This is a genomic window from Paenarthrobacter sp. TRD_SC_7 (assembly GCF_056156245.1).
Genome location: NZ_CM149587.1, coordinates 4,291,644 through 4,315,245, shown reverse-complemented (window position 1 = coordinate 4,315,245; position 23,602 = coordinate 4,291,644). Strand labels below are relative to the sequence as shown.

At 61.5% G+C, this 23,602-nt stretch carries 27 protein-coding genes; 5 read left to right on the top strand and 22 right to left on the bottom strand.

The features are described 5' to 3' along the window. Positions 1 to 11: 11 nt before the first annotated feature. The 10 genes from AC0J5Z_RS20465 to AC0J5Z_RS20420 form a co-directional block, all read right to left on the bottom strand. On the bottom strand, positions 12 to 332 hold the full coding sequence (locus AC0J5Z_RS20465; RefSeq protein ID WP_283532125.1) for a DMT family transporter: 321 nt from the start codon (positions 330 to 332) through the stop codon (positions 12 to 14). Positions 333 to 345: 13 nt separating this feature from the next. Further along, positions 346 to 861 (bottom strand): nucleoside deaminase, encoded by a 516-nt coding sequence (locus tag AC0J5Z_RS20460; protein WP_475036023.1) that lies wholly within the window; start codon positions 859 to 861, stop codon positions 346 to 348. After that, a complete protein-coding gene (locus AC0J5Z_RS20455) occupies positions 858 to 1,481 on the bottom strand; it encodes a DsbA family oxidoreductase (RefSeq protein ID WP_475036020.1) in 624 nt (207 codons plus the stop codon). Before AC0J5Z_RS20455 ends, AC0J5Z_RS20460 begins: the two co-directional genes overlap by 4 nt. Before the next feature lie 89 nt (positions 1,482 to 1,570). Beyond that, a complete protein-coding gene (locus AC0J5Z_RS20450; protein WP_475036018.1) occupies positions 1,571 to 2,053 on the bottom strand; it encodes a MarR family winged helix-turn-helix transcriptional regulator in 483 nt (160 codons plus the stop codon). 32 nt (positions 2,054 to 2,085) lie between these two features. Next, positions 2,086 to 2,859, bottom strand: coding sequence for a maleate cis-trans isomerase family protein (locus tag AC0J5Z_RS20445; protein WP_475036016.1), 774 nt, complete (start codon positions 2,857 to 2,859; stop codon positions 2,086 to 2,088). 14 nt (positions 2,860 to 2,873) lie between these two features. After that, a complete protein-coding gene (locus AC0J5Z_RS20440; RefSeq protein ID WP_475036014.1) occupies positions 2,874 to 3,539 on the bottom strand; it encodes a transglutaminase-like domain-containing protein in 666 nt (221 codons plus the stop codon). Further along, positions 3,536 to 4,669 (bottom strand): acyl-CoA dehydrogenase family protein, encoded by a 1,134-nt coding sequence (locus tag AC0J5Z_RS20435; RefSeq protein WP_475036012.1) that lies wholly within the window; start codon positions 4,667 to 4,669, stop codon positions 3,536 to 3,538. Before AC0J5Z_RS20435 ends, AC0J5Z_RS20440 begins: the two co-directional genes overlap by 4 nt. A 10-nt stretch (positions 4,670 to 4,679) precedes the next feature. Further along, positions 4,680 to 5,054 carry an ectoine synthase gene (locus AC0J5Z_RS20430; RefSeq protein ID WP_475036009.1) on the bottom strand — a complete coding sequence of 125 codons (375 nt, stop codon included), beginning with the start codon at positions 5,052 to 5,054 and terminating at the stop codon, positions 4,680 to 4,682. 19 nt (positions 5,055 to 5,073) lie between these two features. Then, positions 5,074 to 5,331, bottom strand: coding sequence for a hypothetical protein (locus AC0J5Z_RS20425; RefSeq protein ID WP_475036007.1), 258 nt, complete (start codon positions 5,329 to 5,331; stop codon positions 5,074 to 5,076). Between the two features lie 3 nt (positions 5,332 to 5,334). Then, positions 5,335 to 6,711 (bottom strand): AMP-binding protein, encoded by a 1,377-nt coding sequence (locus tag AC0J5Z_RS20420; protein ID WP_475036005.1) that lies wholly within the window; start codon positions 6,709 to 6,711, stop codon positions 5,335 to 5,337. Between the two features lie 56 nt (positions 6,712 to 6,767). On the opposite strand from AC0J5Z_RS20420, the gene AC0J5Z_RS20415 reads away from it, so the two are divergent. From AC0J5Z_RS20415 to AC0J5Z_RS20405, 3 genes are all read left to right on the top strand, one after another. After that, positions 6,768 to 7,529 carry a 4'-phosphopantetheinyl transferase family protein gene (locus AC0J5Z_RS20415; RefSeq protein ID WP_475036003.1) on the top strand — a complete coding sequence of 254 codons (762 nt, stop codon included), beginning with the start codon at positions 6,768 to 6,770 and terminating at the stop codon, positions 7,527 to 7,529. A gap of 333 nt (positions 7,530 to 7,862) precedes the next feature. Beyond that, positions 7,863 to 8,459, top strand: a complete 597-nt coding sequence (locus tag AC0J5Z_RS20410) for a hypothetical protein (RefSeq protein ID WP_475036001.1) — start codon at positions 7,863 to 7,865, stop codon at positions 8,457 to 8,459. A 143-nt stretch (positions 8,460 to 8,602) separates the two neighbouring features. Then, positions 8,603 to 8,758 carry a hypothetical protein gene (locus AC0J5Z_RS20405; RefSeq protein WP_475036000.1) on the top strand — a complete coding sequence of 52 codons (156 nt, stop codon included), beginning with the start codon at positions 8,603 to 8,605 and terminating at the stop codon, positions 8,756 to 8,758. Positions 8,759 to 9,019: 261 nt separating this feature from the next. On the opposite strand, the gene AC0J5Z_RS20400 is transcribed toward AC0J5Z_RS20405, so the two are convergent. From AC0J5Z_RS20400 to AC0J5Z_RS20345, 12 genes are all read right to left on the bottom strand, one after another. After that, positions 9,020 to 9,496, bottom strand: coding sequence for a heme-degrading domain-containing protein (locus AC0J5Z_RS20400; RefSeq protein ID WP_475035998.1), 477 nt, complete (start codon positions 9,494 to 9,496; stop codon positions 9,020 to 9,022). Continuing rightward, the gene (locus AC0J5Z_RS20395) at positions 9,489 to 10,520 is read right to left on the bottom strand and encodes a Gfo/Idh/MocA family protein (RefSeq protein ID WP_475035996.1); all 1,032 of its coding nucleotides are present in this window, start codon (positions 10,518 to 10,520) and stop codon (positions 9,489 to 9,491) included. Before AC0J5Z_RS20395 ends, AC0J5Z_RS20400 begins: the two co-directional genes overlap by 8 nt. 3 nt (positions 10,521 to 10,523) lie before the next feature. Continuing rightward, a complete protein-coding gene (locus tag AC0J5Z_RS20390) occupies positions 10,524 to 11,408 on the bottom strand; it encodes a TolB family protein (protein WP_475035994.1) in 885 nt (294 codons plus the stop codon). A gap of 12 nt (positions 11,409 to 11,420) precedes the next feature. Continuing rightward, entirely contained in the window at positions 11,421 to 12,422 is a 1,002-nt protein-coding gene (locus tag AC0J5Z_RS20385) for a sugar phosphate isomerase/epimerase family protein (protein ID WP_475035992.1), read from the bottom strand. A gap of 1 nt (position 12,423) precedes the next feature. After that, complete coding sequence (locus tag AC0J5Z_RS20380; RefSeq protein ID WP_475035989.1) at positions 12,424 to 13,638, bottom strand: Gfo/Idh/MocA family protein; 1,215 nt, start codon at positions 13,636 to 13,638, stop codon at positions 12,424 to 12,426. Between the two features lie 21 nt (positions 13,639 to 13,659). Beyond that, positions 13,660 to 14,781 (bottom strand): Gfo/Idh/MocA family protein, encoded by a 1,122-nt coding sequence (locus tag AC0J5Z_RS20375; protein ID WP_475035986.1) that lies wholly within the window; start codon positions 14,779 to 14,781, stop codon positions 13,660 to 13,662. After that, positions 14,778 to 15,554 carry a sugar phosphate isomerase/epimerase family protein gene (locus AC0J5Z_RS20370; protein WP_475035984.1) on the bottom strand — a complete coding sequence of 259 codons (777 nt, stop codon included), beginning with the start codon at positions 15,552 to 15,554 and terminating at the stop codon, positions 14,778 to 14,780. Before AC0J5Z_RS20370 ends, AC0J5Z_RS20375 begins: the two co-directional genes overlap by 4 nt. A 90-nt stretch (positions 15,555 to 15,644) precedes the next feature. Then, positions 15,645 to 16,484, bottom strand: a complete 840-nt coding sequence (locus tag AC0J5Z_RS20365) for a carbohydrate ABC transporter permease (RefSeq protein ID WP_475035982.1) — start codon at positions 16,482 to 16,484, stop codon at positions 15,645 to 15,647. Further along, complete coding sequence (locus AC0J5Z_RS20360) at positions 16,477 to 17,490, bottom strand: carbohydrate ABC transporter permease (RefSeq protein WP_475035980.1); 1,014 nt, start codon at positions 17,488 to 17,490, stop codon at positions 16,477 to 16,479. The genes AC0J5Z_RS20365 and AC0J5Z_RS20360 overlap by 8 nt, the downstream gene beginning before the upstream one ends. Before the next feature lie 63 nt (positions 17,491 to 17,553). Then, positions 17,554 to 18,882, bottom strand: coding sequence for an ABC transporter substrate-binding protein (locus AC0J5Z_RS20355; RefSeq protein WP_475035978.1), 1,329 nt, complete (start codon positions 18,880 to 18,882; stop codon positions 17,554 to 17,556). Between the two features lie 45 nt (positions 18,883 to 18,927). Then, positions 18,928 to 20,070 carry a Gfo/Idh/MocA family protein gene (locus tag AC0J5Z_RS20350; RefSeq protein ID WP_475035975.1) on the bottom strand — a complete coding sequence of 381 codons (1,143 nt, stop codon included), beginning with the start codon at positions 20,068 to 20,070 and terminating at the stop codon, positions 18,928 to 18,930. Then, entirely contained in the window at positions 20,067 to 20,807 is a 741-nt protein-coding gene (locus tag AC0J5Z_RS20345) for a sugar phosphate isomerase/epimerase family protein (RefSeq protein ID WP_475035973.1), read from the bottom strand. The genes AC0J5Z_RS20350 and AC0J5Z_RS20345 overlap by 4 nt, the downstream gene beginning before the upstream one ends. Positions 20,808 to 20,989: 182 nt before the next feature. Between AC0J5Z_RS20345 and AC0J5Z_RS20340 the strand changes: the two genes are divergently transcribed. Both AC0J5Z_RS20340 and AC0J5Z_RS20335 read left to right on the top strand, forming a co-directional pair. Continuing rightward, positions 20,990 to 22,207 carry an ROK family transcriptional regulator gene (locus AC0J5Z_RS20340; RefSeq protein ID WP_475035971.1) on the top strand — a complete coding sequence of 406 codons (1,218 nt, stop codon included), beginning with the start codon at positions 20,990 to 20,992 and terminating at the stop codon, positions 22,205 to 22,207. Positions 22,208 to 22,293: 86 nt separating this feature from the next. Further along, positions 22,294 to 23,487, top strand: a complete 1,194-nt coding sequence (locus tag AC0J5Z_RS20335; RefSeq protein ID WP_475035969.1) for an MFS transporter — start codon at positions 22,294 to 22,296, stop codon at positions 23,485 to 23,487. The last annotated feature ends 115 nt before the right edge of the window (positions 23,488 to 23,602 follow it).

Here is a 23,602-nt window from a genome sequence, read left to right as displayed (position 1 = left end):
GGGAGTGGGGATCAGGCGGCGGCGCTGAGGTTCAGCCCTACGACACCGGCGATGACGACGGCGATGCCGATAAATTTCTTCCAAGTCAGGCGCTGGGAGAGGAAAAGGGCGCCGATGATGACAATCCCGACGCCTGCGACGCTGGTCCAGATCGCGTATCCCACTCCAACGTCGAACGTCAGGAGGGCAAGGCTGAGGAAGAAAGTAGCGATTGCGCCGCTGATGAGAGTGGCGATCGTCCACCAGAGTTTGGTAAAGCCTTGTGCTTTTCCGGCTAGGATGCCGACGGCAACCTCGAAGATGACGGCGATGCCCAGGTAGAGCCAGTTCATGATGGTGTTCCTTTCAGTTCAAGTGGTCGTGTGAGCGCAGATCTTTGCGCTCGGTGAGTCCTGGCGTATGCAGATGGCGTATGAATGGCTCGTTGCCATGCTCGACGGGGAGTGGATGGTAAAGCCCGGCGCGACGTTCATCGGATACCTCCAGTGACGAGTAGCTGGAGCGATAGTCGAAGCCCCACTCGGCCACTGTGTCGCGGTCGATGGCGACGTAGATGGTTTCGATGCCGTGGTCGATCGCGAACCGGTAACAAAGCCCGCACGGCTCGCCCGTTGCCAACAGCACTGCCCCGGTCAGGTCCGTGCGTCCCTGAACCGACATTGCGTCCCGCATTGCGACAATTTCGGCGTGCGCGGTCGGATCACGGGTCTCCCGAACCTGATTGACGCCAAACGTCGAAATGACGCGCTTGTCATCAACGACTACTCCCACGAAGGGCAATCCGCCGGCCTCAACGTGGGTAACGCAGCGCGCGACAGCTTCCTCCATTACTTTCAGCAGCTCTGGAGGATAGGTCTTCATGACTGAACCCCCGGAACGTCAGCGATAAGTCCGGCAAAGCTGTCAACCGCCCTCTTCAGTCGGTCAGCATCGGGAACGCCGCTAAGCAGGATTCCTTCGATCATGATTCCCGGCACTGAAGTGATCCCCACAGTGTTCACTGCATGATCCTGATCGGCGCGGTGTCTGGCGCGGCGTTCGTCGCTGTTCAGCGCCGCTTCCACCTCAGCTTTGGGGAGTCCAACAGAAACGGCGACGTCAGTAATGACAGCATCATCACCTATGTCACGATCGTCCTGGAAGAACGCTCTATACATGGCGTTGGAGTACACCTCCGCCTTGCCCGCTTCCTGCGCCAGTTGCAACACCATGAACGCTTTCTCCGTCCGCGGCTGTGGAGAGATCGAAGGGAGCCCAATGGGAACTCCTACACGGTTGGCCATCGGGTAGACCGAGGCATTCCAGATGCGCGGCAGGTAGTCGTCCTCCGGTCGTAGTGTGGGGACCGGGGTGGGCCTCAACTCGAACGGACGGATCCGCACCTCGACATCACGATCTCGTTTCAGTTCCTCAATCGCGTCCTCGGCCAGGAAGCAGAATGGACAGACATAGTCCACGAAGACATCTACCTTTGTGCTCATCGGAACGGTCTCTCTTTCTTTGTTGTTCCACATCATAAATCTGCATGTGCATACATGTATCGGATTAAAAAACCCCGCAGGGTTCGAGATCAGGAAATCAACTTACCGATCGTTTCGAAGGTGTGGTCCAAGTCCACAATGTCGAGTTGCGGGTAATGCTTTGCTGCATTCTGCAGCAGTTCACAGATCTTGGCCTCGTAGGGCTCGCGGATTTCCTTGATGGCATCCAGCCCCCGGTCAGTTATAACTGCATAGACACCCCTCCCATCGTCGGGACAGGTGTCGCGGACGACCAGATGCTTGCTCTCCATGCGACCCACCAGTCGAGTCACTGAGCTCTGAGTTAGGCCGACCCTGTGTGCAAGCTCCGTGATTCGCAGCTCTTTGCCCGAGGCCCTGCCGAGGAGGAGTGCTGCGCGGTACTCGGTAAGGCCGATACCGTAGTTTTCCGCGAGCCACTTACCGAGGGTAGTGTCTACCGCAGCCACTACCGCGGCAACCTGGCACCAGTCTGCGCTGAGGTCGCGCGTACGGACCCCCCCCGGCGAATCAGAAGAAGAATCCATGTACATGCATGTAATCATATCATATAGGGGTTCCTCGGTCACCCTTCCGTGAAGAGCCGCCCGTAGCCCGTGACCTTGTTTTGCAGGTTGGTACCAGCCAGAGTTGCCCACAGGAGGACCTGATTTGCCGTCAACACTGTGATGCCGAGATGGCGTTCGAGGTGGTCGATCGCACCAATGGCCCGCTGCCCATTGCCGGCTATGAACACCGCTTGCGCGCCGGTTGTATCGACAAGTTCCTTGACCGCATGCGCCGTGGCCTCCGCTGTGATTGCTCGAGGACCTCCGACCGGGCCGCTCGGTGTCGCGGAAATCACGTCTATTCCCTGGTCTACGAAGTAAGCAGCCCCCTCACGGCAGAGCTGATCATCGAACCAGGATGGCGCCATGACGGCGATCGAGGTCAAGCCAAGGTGTCTTATGGCTGCGGTAGCCGCTGTACCAGTAGTTTCCAGTCTGATTCCGTGGCTGACGGTGGCCAGCCGTGCAAGCAGCCCCTGCTCCCGTTCCGCACCGATTTTGAATGAAGAACTGGTGAATGCCAGTCCGATCGCGTCCAGGGGTGAGTGAGACAGGCTCTGAACGGTGCGGTCGATTACCTCTGGATGGATGAACCTCAGGACTGGATCGTGTGCAATTTTTTCGTCAATGGTTCCTCCCGGATGCATCGGGCTGAAGTCAGCCCGTGCACCGTGGACAGTTGCCCGAAGGCCGGAGAGCATTGCTTGGGCTTCCGCTTCGGGGCCAACGTCCGCGTGTGGCGTCAAAATCCCGAGTTTGAAATCGGATTCCCAGCCGTCGTATTTCCACATGTTGTTCGGCCTTTCTAGTTGGCGATTTTCGCCCCGGTCAGAGTGTGGGAAGCCGGGGTCCGTCCGGTGTCGCTAACCATTCTTGGGTGCTTGTCCCGGATGACCTGGATTAGTTCATCCATCGATGGATTCGGGTAAGAGTGCTGCTGGCCGCTGTAGATCATCTTCGAGCTGCTGCCGTTGCGTTGCTCAATGGAGTCCCCGACGGGGTTGAAGCGCAGGACGTCAATGCCGTAAATCATGCACAACAGACTGTTGAAGATTGGAGCCGCCTTGATCCATCGCCCGTTGAGATAGATCCGCGCGTACCAGTGCAGGAACTCTTCGCCGCCGACAAGTTCGAGCATCGCGGCATCGGCAACGTGATTGGTCACGACGTCCGAGCACAGCAGCGCCGGCACCCCCAGCTTCCGGCAGCCTGCGACGAAGAGAATGCTTTTATGCAGGCAGAAACCCGAAGATTCGGAAATAACTTCGGAGGCGGTGAGCCCTGGGTGGAGGGAGACGTTGAATACGTTGTAGTCAATGGTGTCGCGGACCTCATCGTGGAGCCTTTCGATCGCTTTGGCGATATTTGGCTCCACGTAGCAGCCGGAGTCCTTGATGAACTTTAAGACTGCAGGGTTCTCGAAGTCGAAGACTTGGGTTGAGTTGGTCAGGAGCGGGTCGATACGACTCATGTTGCCACTCCCAGCAGGGTGGCGATCTTCGTGCGCAGCAGGTCGTTCGAACCTGAATAGATCGCCCCTGGTACCGCATCTAGAAGATGAGTGGCAAGTGGAGAGGTCCTGAGATACCCGTTTCCACCGTGAACCTGAAGTGCATTGATCACGGATTGGACGTTGGCCTCGCTGATGAAGATCTTGGCCGCGGCAATGGGAATCGTCACGTCCTCGAACCCATCAAGGCGGTCAGTTATTGAGTTCAGTAGAGCTCCGCCGAGCTCGATGGCGATCTGTGTTTCAACAATGCGGTTTGCCACCAGCTGGTTGCTTCCGATCGTGACACCGAACTGTTTACGTTCGTTGACATACCGCACGGCATCGGCCACGACTTGTTCCATCTCTCCGAGGTTTGCGGCGAAGGCAAGGAGGATTTCACGTTTCATGACCTGATCGAGGATGAGCAATCCGGCGCCGGTGTGGCCAATCCTGTTCCCTACAGGCACCCTCACATGGTCCATGCTGACCGTACCAATGGGTGAGGTCCGCAGCCCCGCTGTTGGCATGGCGCCGGTGGTGTCCATTCCCTGCCACGACGTCTCCACAAGGAAAGCTGAAAGGCCCTTGTCAGCGCCATCCTCCTCAACGGTTTTGGCGTAAACCACCAGCGTCGAGGCCACCGGGGCGTTCGTGATAAATCGCTTCGTTCCCGTTAGGACGTAGTGGTCACCGTTCCGGGTCGCGGTAGTGGACATGTTCATCACGTCGGAGCCCGCCTCAGCTTCGGAGATCGCGTGGCCGCTGATGGCGGTTCCGGCCTCGGCCGCCGGAAGATAACGTTCCTGGAGGTCGCGGTCCGCGAAGGAGCGCAGGCAGTAAATTGTGCTGGCCAGTTGAGTTACCGCCGAGAATGTCAGCCCACGGTCCGGGCTTGTTCGTCCTAGTTCGCGCATGCGGCCGACAGCCGTTTTCAGTCCGACATGCTCTGTGTCGGCCTCGGCCAGGGTCGCGAAGACTCCGCTCTCGGACAACCGTGCCCATGCATCAAAGGCAAGACCATCGCTGCGGTGTTCAGCATCATCGCTGCCTGTGGCACCAAGCGCTTCAATGAAGCCGGACCATCGTGTGTTCGTCATCGTTGTTGTCATTGCCGATTCCTTAGTAGGTACTGAATCCGCTGTCGCTGAGAGTGTGCTTCTCATCTCCGCGGATCGGCGGGTTGAAGATGCTGACGAGTTCGAGGTCTTCTCCCTCGGATGCGCGCAGGTAGTGCGGTTCGTTGCCGTCCAGGGCGTAGACGACACCGGGGACGATCTCGAAGCGGTTGCCCTCGGTGTCCTCGATGTTGCCGGAGCCACGAATGCAATAGCAAGCCTCGAGGTTTCGGCGGTATTCCAGCCTGGACTCAGTGCCTGCTCTGACAACGGTGTGGGCGACCGCGAAGCCCATGTTGTCCGCTTCAACCAGCAGACGATGGCTGGTCCCGTTACCCCATTCGACGGGAGTGATTTCATTCTTTGACCGGGTGAACATGGTGAATTTCCTCTTCGGGTTAAGCGATTGCGTCAGTACGGTTTGACTCGATGAAACCCGCGATGCCATCGGGGGTTTTCAGGTCCTCAGGGTTGATGGAAATGGAGTTAATGGGGATCCTGTAAGTCCTCGCGCACCAGCCGAGCAGTTGGACCGTGGTTACGCTGGTCAGGATCCCGGTTGACAGCAGATCAATGTCCGAGGGCAATTCGTCCGGGGCGATGTCGGTGGCGAATTTGTCGACAATGTATTGCTTGACTTCCGTGACTGTGGACATGTCCTATTTGCTCTCTATTAGGGTCTTGATTGCGGGCAGGTCTGGCTTGCCGTTCCCGTTGAGCGGGAACGGGCGGTCAAAGGGATGCAGATGGTTGGGCATGGAAAAAGCGGGAAGGAGCTGGCTCATCTTCATCCGGAGCTGAAGTCCGGACGCCGGCGCTGTACCGCGCTCAAGTGAGGTGTAGGCAAGATGCAGTTGCTGCGTCGATGTGGATTCATCGAGCCATGCGCAGGTCATTGCCGTCAGATCCGTCTGACGTGCGGCATGTTCAATCTCGTCAAGATTGATGCGCTGGCCTCGCAGCTTGACCGTTCGATCGCTGCGCCCTAGGTACTCTAAACATCCCGCGGCCGAAATGGCCCTGTCTTTCATCGGGTAGAGAGCGCCGTAAGCATCGACCTGGGTGCGCGGCAGGGGTTGCAGCTCGCCCTCGGTGATGTAACCCAGCGCCATCCACGGTGCGCGGACCAACAGTTCACCCTCGCCGTCCTCCATCAATGGCGTTACCGGTTGAACTACACCGTTTGCCCTCAGAAAGATCTCACAGCCAGCAAGGGGGATCCCCAGGGGAAGGGTCTCCGATGAGGCGAACTGCTGAGCCGACATCGTCGCAATCAGGCAGTCATTGACCTCAGTTGCGCCGTAGACGTTATGAAAGGTCGCTGCGGGAAATAGCCGTGCAGCTACTGCACGGGTGGCTCGGGAGGCCACTCCACCCGTGAGCACAACGTTACGGACTGATCCGCAGACATCATCACCGGCTGCCTTGATCAGCGCGTCAAGGGTGGAGGGTACAACTTGGACGAAAGTTGGCTGTTGTTGCCGCAGTAGGCCCGCCAGATACTTGGTGTCGTGCAACCGTGAAGACTCTACGGGGACGACCGTCCCGCCTGCTGCCAGTACCGCCCAAGTGTCCAATAATGAGACATCGAAATTCCAAGGGCTCAGGCTGAGCGACACTGCTGAGCTACTGAAATCAAAGTAGTTCTTGCCCCAATCGAGGAACTGAGCGATGCCTCTGGCTGGAATAGCTACGAGTTTGGGAGATCCCGTTGAGCCGGAGGTGGGAAGCGCGAGGATCCCTCCGGCCTCGGGGCCAGAAGAGACCAAGTGCGCTCGGGCGAATTGCTCGACCTGGGTCGCAATCGTATCCAGGTAAGCATCAGACGCCGAAGTCGGCACGAGCGCAGCCACGCCGCCCTGGCTGATGACCTTGAAGCATTCCAAGAGAAGCTGCGGGTTCTTCGTGGCGCGGTATGTTCCAAAGCTTCTTTGAAAGCCGCCGCTAATACTCGCCTCGGGTCCCTCTCTGAGGCGATCTGTTGACAACGCCAGGTGAAAGGTTTCGGGGCCGCCCTTCAGCGCTGTTGCGATCATGGTGCTCCTTTCTGAACTTGTCCTCGGCGAAGGCGCCGAGGTCACGGCTGGGCTTCATGCGAGTTCCTTTGATGTACATGCATCAATTTAGAATACTGCATGTGCATACATCAAATCGGCGGAATACTCCGCTCGGAATCCGGCATGGCGCCGCACCTCCCGCAGCTTCGCTCTACACGATAAGCACGATGGCCGGGGACACCTCACGGCTCATCCAAGAAGTCTTGGGTCCTGAAGCGCTTGGTCACTACCGCAGTTCGGAACGGGTTTTCCCTTTACGACATGGCGACAAATGTTACTCGGTGTCCCATACCAGCGATGTAACCGTCCTTGCAGTAGCCACCACCTTGATAGGTGTTGATGTCGAGCGCCGGCTGTTTAGGGAAGCAGCGGCCGACCTCGCATGGGCACTATCACCCGAGGAGCGTTTCGAGGTTGCGATCAGTGAAGAAAGTCGCCTAACGGAGATTTGGACGGCGAAGGAAGCTTCGGGCAAAGCGTTAGGAGTGGGACTCGGAGCTGCTCCACGCCAGATCCTTACTACTCCCGTGCCCGACATGCCAGGCTTTCGGATAGCAGAGCTCCCTGGGCCTGACTTAGGCGTCACGCGGGTGCTGAGCTACGGATGGTGGTCCGGAAAACATCACGTCCGCCTCGCATGGCCCACGCCCCGCCCATGGAAGGACCGGCAAAGACCGAGCATGCTGGAAGGAGGTGGGGGCTGTCCGGATTGCGACTGGGTTTTCGGCGGGACACCGAGGCGCGCTGCGGCCGAAGCCTTTCCAACCCGGTCCTTCAATTGTCACTGCCAAGGATGAGTCCTTGAATTGATCACTCAGTGGCATCTGCGCCGCTCGGCAGCCGACTACGGCGTGATGCTAGGTTAGTTCGTTTCGGGCGAGTCCTTGGCAAGCTGCTGACGGTCCGTTCGTCCCACCGAGGTCGGCGGCGTCGACCATGGGATCGGCTGCGTCGGTGAGGCGGTCGCTATGACCGCCCTATTCCAGGAACGGGCTCTGGTCTGAAGACAGAGGCGTAATTCTCAGCTGGTGCTGGTGGCGAGCAACATTCGAAAGTCCTATTCGTGATCGATTGCCTACCCTGCGTGGGTCCACCTGAATCAATTGCTTTTCGCTACCTAGAATCAGGGCATGACCTTCGAGCAAATCTGGCCGGTTGCTGCGTTTCTCCTTGGTGTTCTCAGTACTCTGCTGGTGGAGTCATTCAAGTCCCAGAGAGCTCGGGGTGAAGAGACCAGGAAGATGTCGGCGATGCGCAGCCAGTTCTATCAGGATCGACGTGAGGCTTTCGAACTCGATCACCTGCTTAAGGTCAACGAGGCCCTTAGCGAGCTAACCCGCGCCAGCGTTGCGGCTCAGAATGCTTATCAGAGAACAGGAGAGGTTTCGCTCGAGGCGCTGCAAAGGATCGAGAGCGCGAACGGTGGAGTGGTGGCCGTTCGACACCTAATTTTGGACGATGAATTGCGGGAGAAGGTCAGAGCTGCTCACGGCGCACTCTTGCGAAGTGGGCGACGAGCTGGACAGCCGGACGAGAGTGCGTCGGATACTGCCGCTGATGCGCTTCGCATCGGGCGAGGGAATCGCCGTCCGGATACGACAGATCTATTTGCGGGCGCCGAACGTCGGACCAGACGAATCTCGAGCCGTCGGTCTGTCCGGGCCGGCTCGCGGCGGACCCGGGGGGACTTCCTGACCGCCCTCGGCGATATGCGGATGCTCCAATGAACAGTTTTTGCCTGCCGGAGTCCGGGCGCAGAGCGTCCATTGGGACCTACTACGTCTAGCTGGTGTGAGAAGGCAGTATTGACCCATGGGCAAGTTGAACCGGGAATGGGCAATCAAAGAGATTGGCCATTCGGAATCCTGGGATGCATCAACCCCAGGAAAGCGCCGGCGGTGAAGAGCAGCTTGCACTCGAGCAACTGGCGGCCTTCAGCCTGTTGGCTCATGGATTGATCAAGCCGAAGTCGAGGGTCGTGAAGATCCAGAATCTGTTTCTCCTGCTCTTCAAGCTGAGCCGGTAGAAATCAGGCGCGGCTTTCACCCATCTAATGCGGCACGGATCGAACGCCGATAACGAATCTTCCGTCAAGCTGTTTCGAAATCGCTGCCAAGCCGTCTGGGGGCTTCTCGCCGGGGGCTTTGTCTCCTCCCTTGGCCCGTGAGGAAGTCTGTGTGCCTCGCAGGTGGGACGGCATCAGATTCACCAATGCACCCCATGAAATCGTCCAATGGATCTGGGTGGGTGTCGCGGCAAAAGGTGAACGCCGCTGTCGATCCCGTGCCTAAGCGCCCACCGTCTTCAAGTAGTTCCGGATCCCATCCACTACCAATTGGTGGTCCTCATCCGAGGTCAGTCCGGATACCGTGATCGCCCCGATCACGCCTGCGCCGCGGACCCGAATGGGGAACGAACCGCCGGCCAAGGTGTAGTCCTCATGCGCGAGCCAGCCCCCGCCGAGGGGGCTGTGACTGCGCGCCGAAAACTGCTCGGACAGCAAGGCTGTGCTGTGCTCAAACCGCAGAACCGCGGCCGACTTCCGGCGGATCCACTCTTCCTGGTCAGACGTTGCTCCCGGGAGGACGCAACGGAAGAGCACGAGGTTGTGCCGGCGGATGTCGATCGCCACCCCGAAATCGGAAGCAATGGCGTGGTTGGCGATCAGCGAGCCGAGCCGCCAGGCGTCGTGGTTGTCGAAGCTGGCGAAGACCAGCTCTTCCTCCAGCTGGCGGAGTTCGGCGTGGCGCGGGGAATCAGTCATTGTCGGTTCCTTCCAGGACAGCGTCAGACTCGTAGCTCAGCCCGATCTGCCGACGGATTTCATCCATGGCCGCCATGATGGCCACGGTCTCACTAGGCGGCAGGATGGTGCCCGCTGTCTCGCCAGCGCGGACGAGGCGTTCCAGCTCGGCTGCCTGGTACTGCATTCCCCGGCTGTTGACGGGCTGCTCGTATCGTTTCACCACTTCACCATCAACACCGAAAACGGTGAAAGGCACCGGGTTGTACCAAGTGGACTCGATGTCGATCCAGCCTTCGGTTCCGATGACCATGGCGCGGTTGGCGCTGGCTGCGTCGAGTTCACAGTCCACCAATGCCTGCTGCCCGTCCGGGTAGTCAAAGATGGCTGCAGTTTGGCGATCCACGCCCGTTGCGGTCATGGAGGCACTCGCCCGCACAGCGGACGGAGTACCCAGGATGTCGAACGCGAAGGAAATCGGATAGATGCCCAGGTCCAGCAGGGCTCCACCGCCCAGGGCAGGATCGTTCAGCCGGTGGGCCGGGTCTTTCGGGAGGCTCTGGTTGTGGCTGGCCACCACCTTGCGGACCTCACCAATGGCACCGGCAGCGATGAGTTCGCGGAGGCGGACCATGTGCGGAAGGAAGCGGGTCCACATGGCTTCCAGTGCCACGAGCCCCTTGGACTCTGCGAGCTCAACGACGTCCTGTGCTTGGCGCGCGTTCATGGTGAACGCCTTCTCCACCAGCACGTGCTTGCCCGCATTCAACGCCAACAGGGCGTTCGCGTGGTGGAAGGGGTGGGGCGTGGCGATGTAGACCACGTCAACCATCGGGTCAGCCACCAAATCTTCATAGCTGCCGTGAGCGGTGGCCACTCCGTACTGCTCGGCGAACGCCTTGCTCGAGTCCAGTGAGCGTGAACCAACAGCCTGCACAGCAAAGCCGTTCTCGTTCAGGTCCTGCGTTTGCAGCCCCGCGATGAATCCGGTGCCGAGGATGCCCCAGCGGATCGTTCCGTCGGAGGTGCCATTGCTGAGGGTCACGTGCTAATCCTTTGTCGAGTCAGTGAGCGGGTACGCCACAAACGCAAAGCGCTCGGAATCCGGCGACCAGCTGTTGACGTTGAGGGTACCTTGGCCGCCGAAGAGTGGCCATGTATGGAGGGGAGTGGTCCAGTCCTCGGTCGAAACAAGGACGACGGCGACCGGCAAGTCGGCGGGGTGGCCAACAGTACCGCTGGGGAACCGAATGAACGTGGCGTAGCGGCCATCAGGGGAAAGGTGCGGGAACCAGTCGACGGTTTCTGAGCTGAGAAGCTGCTCGAATCCACGGCCGTCCACCTGCACACGGGCAAGCTGGGCGTGGCCCGGAAGGGAGCTGAAGGACTCTGTATTGAGGTAGAGCCACCTGCCATCCGGTGAGTACTCCGGACCGTCGCAGTGGCCGGATCCGACATCAACGCGGGCGCTAGCGCCGCCGTCGGACGCTATGGTCATCAGCCTGCCGGGCTGCGTGAAGTCGCCCGCCTCGATAGCGACGTAGGCGAGTTCCTTGCCGTCCGGGCTAACGCCGTGGAGGAAATGGAAGGAGTCGTCGTCCTCGGTGATGCGCGTGGCAGGTCCGCCTTCCAGCACAGCACGGTAGATATGGCCATCGTTGGCGGAGAGGAAGATGCTGGTGCCGTCGGGTGCCAGGACGTGGTCGTTGTTCAGCTTGGGAATGCCGTCGAGGGGGACCTCCCCGGGCTCACCACCGGACACGTCCAGCGTCCACAACTTCCCGTCCCCGTTGAGGACGAGTGCGGCGCCGTTGAGGGTCCAGTTGGGAGCTTCAAACAGCACACGGTCGGAGCTGTAGAGCAGCTCAGCCTCGCCGGTCACCGACGCGATCCGCACCTCACAGCGCTGGCCGGATTGAAGGGCGCGGATCACGTCGGTCCTTGCCTAGTCCTTGCTGCTGAAGGCGGCGTCGAAGCTGGTCTGCGAGGCGGGGAAGTCGAACTTCTTCAGGGCCGCAAGAGCTTCGGGGGCGCCGTGGAGGCGGTCCATGCCGGCGTCTTCCCATTCCACGGAGATGGGTCCGTCATAGCCGATTGCGGTCAGGGCGCGGAAGGACGATTCCCAGGGCACGTCACCGCGTCCGGCGGAGACGAAGTCCCAGCCGCGGCGCGGGTCGCCCCAGGGCAAGTGGGAGCCCATGACGGTGTTGCGGCCGGTGGGGCGGAGCTTGGTGTCCTTGCAGTCCACGTGGTAGATCCGGTCCTTGAAGTCCCAGATGAAGGAGACTGGGTCGATGCCTTGCCACATGAAGTGGGAGGGGTCCCAGTTCAGGCCGAACGCGGGCCGGTGGCCGATCGCTTCGAGGGTGCGGACGGTGGTCCAGTAGTCGTAGGCGATCTCGGAAGGGTGGACTTCGTGGGCGAAACGGACCCCGCATTCGTCGAAGACGTCCAGGATGGGGTTCCAGCGGTCGGCGAAGTCCTGGTAGCCGGCCTCGATGACTTTCTCCGGGACGGGCGGGAACATGGCGACGTATTGCCAGATGGAGGAGCCGGTGAACCCGACCACGGTGTCTACGCCCAACGCGCGGGCAAGGCGGGCTGTGTGCTTCATTTCCTCGGCGGCGCGTTGACGGACGCCTTCGGGGTCCCCGTCGCCCCAGACCTTGGATCCGACGATCGCTTCGTGGCGGAAGTCGATGGGGTCATCGCACACGGCTTGGCCCTTGAGGTGGTTGGAGATTGCCCAGACCTTCAAGTTGTACTTCTCCAGCACGGCGAGTTTGGATTCGACGTAGCCGGGTTCGTCCCAGCGCCAGGCGTCCAGGTGGTCTCCGGAGACGGCGATTTCCAGGCCGTCGTAGCCCCAGCCCGAGGCAAGCTTGGCGACTTCCTCGAAGGGGAGGTCGGCCCACTGGCCGGTGAACAGGGTGTACGGGCGGGGCATGTCAGGCTCCTTCAGTGGATGTGGTGTGCAGTTGGATCAGTGAGCTTTTGGCTGCCGCGGATTCTTCTACGGCCGCGAGGATGTGCTGGACCTTCAGGCCTTCTTCAAACGACGGCGACGGAGCCTCGCCGGAGGCGATGGCAGTCAGGAAGTCCCGGATTTGGTGCGTGAAGGTGTGCTCCCAGCCGATGATGTGACCCTGCGGCCACCACGCCTCAAGGTAGGGGTGCTCTGGCTCGTTGACCAGGATCCGCCGGAAACCCTGCTCACGGACTGGCACGGTGGCGTCCAGGAATCCGAGTTCGTTCAGGGCTTCGAGATCGAAGAGGATGGTGCCCTTGTCGCCGTAGATTTCGAGCTTGAGCGAGTTCTTCTGCCCCGTTGCCACGCGGGACACTTCCACAGAGGCGATTGCTCCGGAGGCGAGGGTCAGCGTGGCCCAGGCGGCGTCGTCGACTGTTACATCTTCCGGGCCGTCCGGTCCGGGCCGGCGGTCCACGAAGGTGTGCAGGCGGCCGGAGACCTCGGTGACGGTATCGCCCAGGAGGAACAGGACCTGATCGATGGCGTGGGAGGCGATGTCACCCAGCGCACCCGAGCCGGCGGTTTCCTTGCGGAGCCGCCACGTCATGGGGGATTCCGCGTCGGAGAGCCAGTCCTGCAGGTAAGCGGCGCGGACGTGCCGGACGGTACCGAGACGTCCTTCGGCGATCAGTTCGCGGGCCAGCGCCAGGGCCGGGACGCGGCGGTAGTTGAAGCCGATCATGGACTGCACGCCGCGCTCGCGAGCCTCTGCGGCAGCTGCCGTCATGGCTTCGGCTTCGGCAATGGTGTTGGCGAGCGGCTTCTCAACAAGGACATGCTTGCCCGCAGCCAGCGCGGCGGAGGCGATTTCGGCGTGCATCCAGCCGGGGGCGCAGATATCGACGATGTGGATGTCGTCCCGTTCGATCACGGAACGCCAGTCGGTGGAGGACTCGGCCCAACCGTACTTGGCTGCGGCTTCAGCTACCTGGGTGGCGTCCCGGCCCACGAGCACTTTCTGCTCGAAGGCCGGGACGTCGAAGAAACTGGCCACGTTCCGCCACGCATTCGAGTGTGCCTTCCCCATGAAGGCGTAGCCGATGGCGGCCACGCCCAGAGGGCGCGAGGCCAGTGAGGATGCCGGGCGGCTGGCCAGGGAAGGTGTCTGGTCAGGATGGGCGGGGGTGGTCATGTTGTGGTTCCTCGCTGTTTCTTAGAGCGTTGCGGTTTCCGGTGCCCAGTCCTCAGGAAGGGCGGCCGAGACGGGTGCGTTGCTGGTGACGTCCACGAACGAGCCCGATTCCACGGACTCCGCGATCGAGACCATGCTGTCCAGCACGTGGTAGGCGAGATCGCCGGTGGCACGGTGTGCGGTTCCGGCACGCAAGGCCCGGGCCATATCCAGCACACCCAGGCCGCGGCCATTGGCCGGACCGGTCGCAGGGATGATCTCCGGTTCGTCCGCGCCCGGACGCCACAGCTTCAGGTCGCCGTCGAAATAGTTCGGATCCGGCAGTGACAGCGTAGCCTCCGAGCCCGTGATCTCCACGAAACCCATCCGCAGGCGCGGCGACTCGAAGCTGAACACGCTGTGGGAGGACTGGCCGCCCTCGAACTGCGCCATCGCGGACACATGCGTGGGAACCTCGACGGCGAATTCCTCGCCCGCCTTGGGACCGGAACCAATGACGCGGGTCGCCTTTGCGGAGGAGCCGACGGCGGCCACCTTGCGGATCGATCCAAACGTCTGGATCAGGGCGGTGAGGTAGTACGGGCCCATGTCGAACAGGGGGCCGGCGCCGTGTTGGAACAAGAACGCCGGGTTCGGGTGCCAGGACTCCGGTCCGGGGGTCTGGAACGTTGTCATGCCGGTCAACGGGGTGCCGATGTCGCCGCGCTCGATGATTCGCCGGGCGGTCTGCAGGCCGGCACCTAGGAACGTGTCCGGGGCCGTGCCTAGGCGGATACCCGCCGCGTCCGCTGCCTTGAGCAGGCCAAGTCCGGACTCGCGGTCCAGGGAGAAGGGCTTCTCGGTCCAGACGTGCTTGCCGGCGTTGACCGCTGCGGTGGCAACCTCGACGTGCGCTGCCGGGATGGTCAGGTTGACGATGATTTCGACGTCGGGGTGGTTCAGAGCCAGCTCGGGTGTGCCGAATTCGGGGATGCCATATTCCTTGGCCCGGGCTTCGGCGGCCTCGACGAAGAGGTCCGCGATCACCAGGACCTTCAGGTCCGGGAAGACCGTGAGGTTGTCCAAGTACTGCTTGCTGATGTTGCCCGCGCCGATGACGGCGACACCGACGGGGCCCTTGCGGGTGGATGGTGCGAAGCTCATGCCCCTGCCTCCTCGGAAATAGTTCCCTCGGCTGCCTGAACGCTTGCCGCTGCTGTCAGATACCTCAGGCTTTCCGTGATGCCCTCAAAGATGTCGCCAGAGTAGTCATCGAACTCCACCACGCCGACTTCCAAGGACTTGGCCGCGGCAATCACATCCAGGACCGCGAGGGTGCCCTGTCCGGCAGGCTGCTGTGCCTTGGTATCGGTGTTGGCAGGGCCGTCCTTGATGTGGATGAACTTCACGCGGTCACCCAAACGGGCCAACAGTTCCACTGGATCCTGGCCGCCGACGGCAACCCAGTAGGTGTCCACCTCAAGGACTACTTCAGGATCCAGCAGTCCCTCAAAGTACTCCAGTGCGGTCTTGCCTTCGATGGTGGACTCCAGCTCCCACGCATGGTTGTGATAACCGACGCGGATGCCGTACTCAGAGCCCTTCTTCGCCGCTGCGTTCAGCTTGGCTGCGGTGCCTTGGATGGTCTCGGCATCCTGCCAGTGCTCGGCCGGAAGGAACGGATCGATGACCGTGGTGATGCCGAGTTCCTTGGCAGCGGCGAAGATCTCGTCTTGGTCCTGGCTCAACAGCGGGGCATGGCCTGAAGGGGCAGTGAGGCCGTTTTCCTTTAGGGCCGCACCGAGCTCCGTGGCGGTGGCCACGAAGTTGTACGGTTCAACCTGCGTGAAGCCGATCTCGGCAACCTTCTTGATGGTTCCAGGCAGATCCTCCTGGATGGCGTTGCGAACGGTGTAGAGCTGGAGTGAATACGACATGGATTCCTTCTGGGTGGTCGCCCGGATAAGGGCGTTGCTCGTACATGGCTGTTGCTTCCAGTTAACTGTCTATTCCACTTAACAGTGAACCTACTTAACTGCTCCTGACGACAGTCCTGCCACTAAGTGTTTTTGCACCAGGATGAATCCGATCAAAACGGGCAGGCTGACCACAACGGAAGCGGCCATGAGTTGGTTCCAAAACACATCGGATTCGCTGGCGTATGCCTTGAGCCCCAAGGACAGCGTTTTTGTGGCTTCGTTGGTCAGCACGGAGGCGAACAAAACCTCGCCCCATGCGGAGATGAATGAATATACGGCCACTGCGATGATGCCTGGTTTGGCAACCGGAAGGATCACACGGAACAGCGCTCCCATCCTGCCCGTTCCATCGATCATTGAAGCCTCTTCCAGTTCCTTGGGAATCGAGGCAAAGTAGCCGCTCAGCATCCAGATAGCGAAAGGCAAAGTGAACGTCATATACGTGATGATCAGCCCGAGGTAGGAGCCCTGCAACTGCAAGCCGGTCATATTGCGGATCTGGGTGAAGATCAGGTAGAGCGGCAGGAGGAACAGGATGCCGGGGAACATTTGCGTGGACAAGACAGTCAGGCTAAAAGCCCGCTTTCCCTTGAACTGCAGCCGGGCAATGGCGTACGCAGCCAGGACGGCAACCGTCACTGAACAGGCAGTCGCGCAGATGGTGATGATGAGGCTGTTCTGGAAGTACTTGGCCAGGGGCACTGTGGTCCAGATATCCAGGTATGGAGAAGCGGTAATTTCGCGGGGGATCCACTGGAACAGCCCGGAAACGTCCTTGAGCGGTTTCAGTGAGGTGGAGACCACCACGAAGAGCGGAACCGCCACCCAGAGGGACAGGATGGTCAGGACCACGTTCCTGAGGATCCGGAAGTTGCGTGTCTCAATCATTGTCGGCTCCCTTTGGCAGCACCATGCGGATGTAGAAAACGGAGGCAATGAACAGTGCGATCAGCAGCAGCACACTCATTGCGCCGCCTAGACCGAAGTTCCAACTGCCGAAGGAGTTTTGGTAGATCAGAGGGGAAATAAGGGTGGCTTCCTTGGGAGACGTGGCTCCGAACAGGACAAAGGGGACGTTGAACTGGTTGAAGGTCCACAGCGACATGACCATGAGCAACACACCGTTGGCAGGCCGGACCATGGGCAACGTGATGCGCCGGAACTGCTGCCAGAGTGATGCGCCGTCAATGGCCGCTGCCTCGTAGACGTCAGTGGGAACGTTCTGCAGGGCTGCCATCAGCATGAGGAACGCGAAGGGCCACAGCTGCCACACGTTCACAACCACCATGGCTCCGAAGGAGTTCTCGCCCAGCAGCCAGAAGGGGCGTTCGTCGCCGAAGAGGTGAAGAGTGTCCACCAGAATCTGGTTAACGGCACCGTCGCGCTGGTTGAACATGAAGGCCCAGGCGATGGTTCCGACGTATGCCGGGAGTGCGTACGGGACCAGGAAGAAGGTGCGAAGAAGTGCCCGTCCCCTGAAGTTGGAGGACAGGAAAACCGCGCCTGCCATGCCGAGCACCCACGAGAATCCGACCACCAAGATGGTGTAGCCCAGCGTGCGGCCCACCGTGCTGAAGAAGGCCTGCCCGATGGTGCTGTCCGGGTTGAGCCCGTTGATGAAGTTCTGTAGCCCCACGAACGGCGCGTTGAGCCAATTGGTGAGGTTGAGCTGCGTCAGGGAGATGAACGCGATCCAGATGCCAAGGATCATCGGCCCGATATGGATCAGGAGCTCAAGGATCGCGGCCGGAAGGATCAGGCCATAGGGGAGGAATGAGCGACGCCGTTTACGTACCGGCGGCGTGCTGCCGGCCTTTAGTTGGCCGGGCTCAGGATCAACGGCAGCAGGGCTGCCTGCAGCGGCCGGGCCGCTGTCCAATGCTGAATGGGACATGGAAACTCCTTTGCCGGAGCGGGGACACCACTTTGTGGTGGAGTCCCCGCTCACTGGGCCTGGTTACTGGGCCGCGGCCATCTGGTTATTGGCGTCCTTGAGGGCCGCCCGGATGTCGTCTTCGGAAACAGTTCCCGTCGCCGCCTTGGCAAAGAGGTTCTTGATTGCCGTGCCGGTAAGGGTCTCCATCTGACCCTCCTTTGCGATCAGCGGCATGGGCAGGGAGTGGTTGGCCAGGGCGTCGTTCTTGGCCTTGACTTCTTCAGTCTGGAAGGCTGCATCGCTCGACGCCGCGGTGACTACCGGCAAGGAGGAGTAGGCCTTGTTGAGGGCGACCTGCTCTTCGTCGCTGGTCAGGAAAGCTGCCAGCTTGATGGCGTTTGCCTTGTTGTCGCTGTTCTTGAAAACGCTGAGGTTGATGCCTGCGACGTGGCTTTGGGTGCCACGGTCACCGGTTGCGTCCGCCGTCATCATGGGGATCGGGGCTACGCCCCAGTCCTTGAAGTCGCGGGCGGCGAAGTTCTTCAGCGGGCTTTGGTCGAACATCATGGCTGCCTTGCCGTTGATGACGTTGTCCACCTTCTGGCTGCCTTGGCTAAGTTCAGCGTCCGACGGCGACATCACCTTGTGCGTGGCCATCAAGTCCACGAACTGCTTGACTCCCTCTACTTGGGGATCGCTGTCGAAGGTCGGCTTTCCGTCGTTGTCGAACAGCGTGCCGCCGTTCTGGAGGCCGCGAACGAATGCCTGGTGGGAGTTCGCCGACACGGATGCTCCTGCTGCCGTGAAGCCCCACTGATCGGGCTTTCCGTCGCCGTTGGTGTCCTTGGTGAGCTTCTTTGCGGTCTCAACGAATTCGTCCCAGGTTGTGGGAGCCTTCTCGATGCCGGCTTCCTGGAACATCTTGGTGTTGTAATACATGTTGTACGCCAGGCCGTACAGCGGTACGGACGTAGGGGTCTTGCCTTCGGCGCCGCCTGTGGACCAGCTGGTCTTCAGGAAGCGGTCCTTGCCGCCAACGGCTTCCAGGAGTTCACCTTCCACGGGCTCGAAGGCCCCGGTCTCCTGCAGGGTCACGGCCCAGGTGTTTCCGATGTTGAGGACGTCGGGACCGTCGCCGCTGGTGACTGCGGTGAGGATGCGGTTGTAGAGGTCGGTCCAGCTGATGACCTCAAGCTGGACCTTTACTCCGGTCTTTTCCGTGAAGCGGTCCAGTGTTGGCTTCAGCTTGGCAGCGGTGTCGTCCAGGCTGTTGCCTTGGTCCGATGCCCAGTAGGTGATGGTGTCGCTGCTCGCTTGGGGTGTGCTGCCTCCGCCGCCACAGGCGCTGAGGCTGAGTGCCAAGGCTGCGGTTGCGGCAACTGCAGACAGGACTTTCAAGGGATTTCTCATGATGCTCCGGTTTTCTCGTCGTCGAGCTCGGCTGGTGCAGGTGAATCAGGCTGTAAGCGTTGCTGCCGTGGGATCCCAGTCCTCAGGCAGGGCAGGGACCTTTGCGGCTGAACTTTCCACATCCACAAAGGCGCGGTTGTCGATGGATTCAGCGATGGAGGCCATGGTGTCCAGGATGTGGAAGGCGAGTTCGCCCTGGGCGCGGTGCGGCCGGCCCTCACGAATGGCGCGTGCCATTTCCAGCACGCCTGCACCGCGGCTCGCAGTCGAACCGACCGACGGGACAGTAGTCCAGTCATCGGAGCCGAGCGCGCAAATCCGGACGTCGCCGTCGAAGTTGTTCGGGTCCGGGAAAGCGATGGTGGCCTCGGAGCCGGTGATCTCCACGAATCCCGCGCGCTTGAGCGGGGAGTCGAAGCTGAAGATGCTCTGCGCCGACTCGCCGTTCTCAAACTCCAGGATGGAGCTGACGTGCGTGGGAACGGTGACCTCGAACGTCTCGCCGGCCTTGGGGCCTGAACCAATCACTCGGGTTTCGCGGGATTTGGAACCGAACGCGCCCACCTTGCGGACGCTGCCGAAGGTCTGGACGAGCGTGGTCAGGTAGTACGGGCCGATGTCGAAGAGGGGTCCGGCGCCGTCCTGGAAAAGGAAAGCAGGGTTCGGGTGCCACGATTCCGGGCCGGGGGACTGCATGAGGGTCAGGGCCGTGAGTGGAGTTCCGATGTCGCCGCGCTCGATCATCCGGCGGGCCGTTTGCAGCCCTGCGCCAAGGAACGTGTCCGGTGCGCAGCCGAGCCTGACACCGGCCGCATCCGCAGCTTTCAGCAGGCCCTGTCCGCTTTCGCGGTCAAGGGAGAACGGCTTTTCGCTCCAGACGTGTTTGCCGGCGTTGACCGCCTGGGTGGCTACTTCCACGTGCGCCGCGGGGATGGTCAGGTTGATGACGATCTCCACCTCCGGGTTGCCAAGTACAGCGTCTACCCCGCCGTGGACGGGGATGCCGTACTCCTGGGCGCGGCTGGCAGCGGCCTCTTCGAACAGATCGCCGATCGCAACGACGCGGATATCCGGGAAGCTCGTGAGGTTGTCGAGGTACTGCTTGCTGATGACACCGGCACCGATGATGCCCACACCTACGGGGCCGGACCCCAGCGGACCGAAGGCGATTCCTGCTGCGTGGCTCATGCGGAGACCTTTCCGGCGCTGAGGTAGTTGAAGCTGTCCTGCACGGCGTCGAACATGTCGCCTTGGAAGTCGTCCAGTTCAACGACTCCTGCTTCGAGGAAGTCAGCGGCGTTCAGGACATCCCAGATGGGCATCCGGCCGTCGCCGACAGCGAGTTGGCTGGACGGATCAGACGTGAGAGGACCGTCCTTGATGTGAATGAACTTCACGCGGTCGCCGAGCCGGGCCAGGAGGTCCGGAACGTTCTGGCCTCCAACAGCGGCCCAGTACGTGTCCAGTTCGATGACGACCCCGGGGTCGAGGTGGTCTGCAAGATGTTCGATGGCGGTCCTGCCGTCGATGACGGACTCAACTTCCCACCAGTGGTTGTGGTAGCCGACGCGGACACCGTAATCAGCGCCCTTGGCTGCAGCTGCGTTGAGCTGCCGGGCGGTTTCCTGGATGTCTTCGATGGTGTTCCAGCGCTCGATGGCGACGTGCGGATCAATGACCGTACCGATGCCCAGCTGCTGCGCGGCGGCGAAGATGGCGTCCTGGTCATCGCTGAGCAGGGGAGCGTGACCGGAAGGTGCGGTGAGATTGTTCTCTGCCAGGGCCTGCTTCAGTTCAGCAGCTTTGGCGACGAAGCGGTACGGCTCAACCATGGTGAAGCCGATTTCCGCCAGGCGCTGGATGGTTCCAGCCAGATCCTCTTCAAGGGCCTTTCGGACCGTGTAGAGCTGGATCGAATATGACACTGTCTCTCCTCGTCGTTGTGGTTAGAGCGTGATTGGCGCGGTGGATACTTCGCATTGATGCGAGCGATGTGGTGCTCCTCACAACCTAGGAGGACTTTTGTCGAGCGTCAAGCAAAAGTTGGAATATTGCCGACAAACTTCTGTTGCATGACACGCATAAGCAATCGTGCTTCACTAATGACATGAATTCAGCACCCGGAAACGACGCCGGAAATCCCGCCGCCCAGGAGGGCGGAAACCTTTCCCGTGCTGGTGACCTCTTTCAACTTCTCCGTGACGGCCAGGCCCGCACGCGCGCCGAGCTCGCCGTTACCACGGGACTCGCCCGTTCCACCGTCGCCTCCCGCATTGACGCCCTGATCAGTTCCGGACTCGTAGGACCCGCAGGCGAGGCGAGCTCCAGTGGTGGCAGGCCGCCGTCGCGCTTTGCCTTCAACCCCGCCGCCCGCGTGGTCCTGGCGGTCGACGTCGGAGCCACCCACGTGATCGTCGCCGTCACTGACCTGGGTGGCAGCATCCTCGCCGAGCGGCGCCTGGGACAGGAGGTCGCCGACGGCCCCGAAGTGGTGCTGGGCCGTGTGATTGCCGCGGGCCGTGAGCTCCTGGCCGAAGCCGGACGGAAGCCCGGCGACCTCGCCGGCATGGGGATCGGCCTGCCCGGCCCCGTTGAGCACGACACCGGGCGGCCGGTGAAGCCGCCGATCATGCCCGGTTGGGACGGATTCGACGTCGTCACCTACGTTCAGCGCTCGCTGCCCGTTCCCGTCCTGGTGGACAACGACGTCAACATCATGGCCCTCGGCGAACGGACCGCCTACTGGCCGGACCACCACAACTTCCTCTTCATCAAAGTGGCAACAGGCATCGGTGCCGGCATCATCAGCAGCGGTGAGCTGCAACGCGGCGCGAACGGCACCGCCGGCGACCTCGGGCACGTGCGGGTCCCGCGCGGCGATGACGTCCTCTGCCGTTGCGGCAACTACGGGTGCCTCGAAGCGCTCGCGTCAGGTCCCGCCGTCGCACGCCAACTCAAGGCGCAAGGGCTGGAAGCTGCCACCGGCGCGGACGTCCTGCGGCTTGTGGGCGAGGGAAACCTGCAGGCCATCCAAGCGCTGCGGCAGGCAGGACGCGACGTCGGCGACGTGCTGGCAACCGTGGTCAACCTGCTCAACCCGTCCATGATCATCATCGGCGGAAGCGTCGGGGAGGCCGGCGAGCACCTCGTGGCCGGCATCCGCGAAGTGGTCTACCGGCGGTCGCTGCCGTTGGCCACCACGCATCTGCGGATCGGCATCTCCATGGCCGGCGATCGCGCGGCCATTCTTGGGGCCAGCCAGATGGTCACCCATCACGTCCTGTCGCCGGCAGTGATTGAGGCCACGCTCCAAGCGACGGGCTAAGGGCTTCTTATGGCCTTTCGCGGGGTGGGGGCGTGATAGCAATGAAAGTGATGAAAACGCTTCCTGTCACTTTTCGGTCTGTCCCGATGAGCCAATTCCTCGCCAAAGTTCCCCGCGGCTGGCTGATCCTCGCATGCATCGGCCTCATCGCCCTCAATATGCGCGGGCCCTTCGTTGCCGTGGCGCCAGTGGTGGACTCCCTTCAGCAGGACCTCGGTTTTTCACCGGTGGAGCTTGGACTGCTGACCGGCATTCCCGTCCTGTGCTTCTCCCTTGCTTCGCCTTTGGCTTCACTGGCTGGACGCCGCCTCGGGGCCGAATTCGCCGTGATGCTCACGCTGCTTGGTGTGCTGGTGGGTGTGATCATCCGCTCCAGCGGCGGCGGCGTTTCGGTGATGGTGGGCACGGTCATCATTGGCGTGGCCATCACTATCGGCAACATCGCGGTGCCGCTGATCATCCGGCGCGACTTCGCACCCCGGCGGCAGGCAACCGCGATGGGCGTGTACACCGCCGCGCTCAACATCGGCTCGTTCCTCACGTCCGTGGCCACCGCACCGCTGGCTGAGCTGGTGGGTTGGCGGCTTGCTTTGGCCGCGAGCGCGTTGTTGGCCTTGGCTGCGATCCTGTTCTGGGTGCCCACCGTTGGTGCACGCAGGGCCTTTGTGCCGGCGGCTGTGCCCGCGCCTTCTTCGTCCGTCAATGGCCGGGTAGCCGGCGTGGGGTGGCTGACCGTGGGGCTGACACTCGGCTTCGCGGGCCAGGCCTTCTCCTATTACGGCGTCACCGCGTGGCTGCCCAGCTTCCTGTCCGACGAACTCGCCATGGGTACCGCAGAAGCCGGCGCAGGCTCCTCGCTGTTCCAGATCTTCGCGATTGTGGGCGGCTTGGGCGTGCCGCTCCTGGCGCGTTTCGCCAGTACGACGACGGTCGCGGTCACCTTGAGCGCGCTGTGGCTGACGGTTCCTGTGGGCTTGTTGCTGGCGCCCTCGCTGTGGTGGTTGTGGTCCGCGCTGGGTGGCATTGCCCAAGGCGGCGGCATCACGGTGATCTTCATTGCCATCATCAAGTTCGCGCAATCGCAGGCTGCCGCCGGGAAGATGTCTGCCGTAGTGCAGGGCGTGGGGTACTGCTTCGCCGCCCTGGCTCCGACTGTTGTGGGATACGTGCACAGCGTTACCGGCGGCTGGACTGTCCCGCTGCTCGTGATCCTCGGCTCGGTGCTCGCGTTCTGTGTGTGCACCACGTTGTCCGTGCGCTGGGTGGCGCAGCAGCGCTAGCTGAGCTTGAGACGGTAGGAGGGCGCCGCCGTCGTGCGTTGCCCGATTCGGGGGTTCCCTGCGGAACGTGCCGTGCGCACGGCATGCTGCGCAGCGGGCCATCGAAATGGAGGCG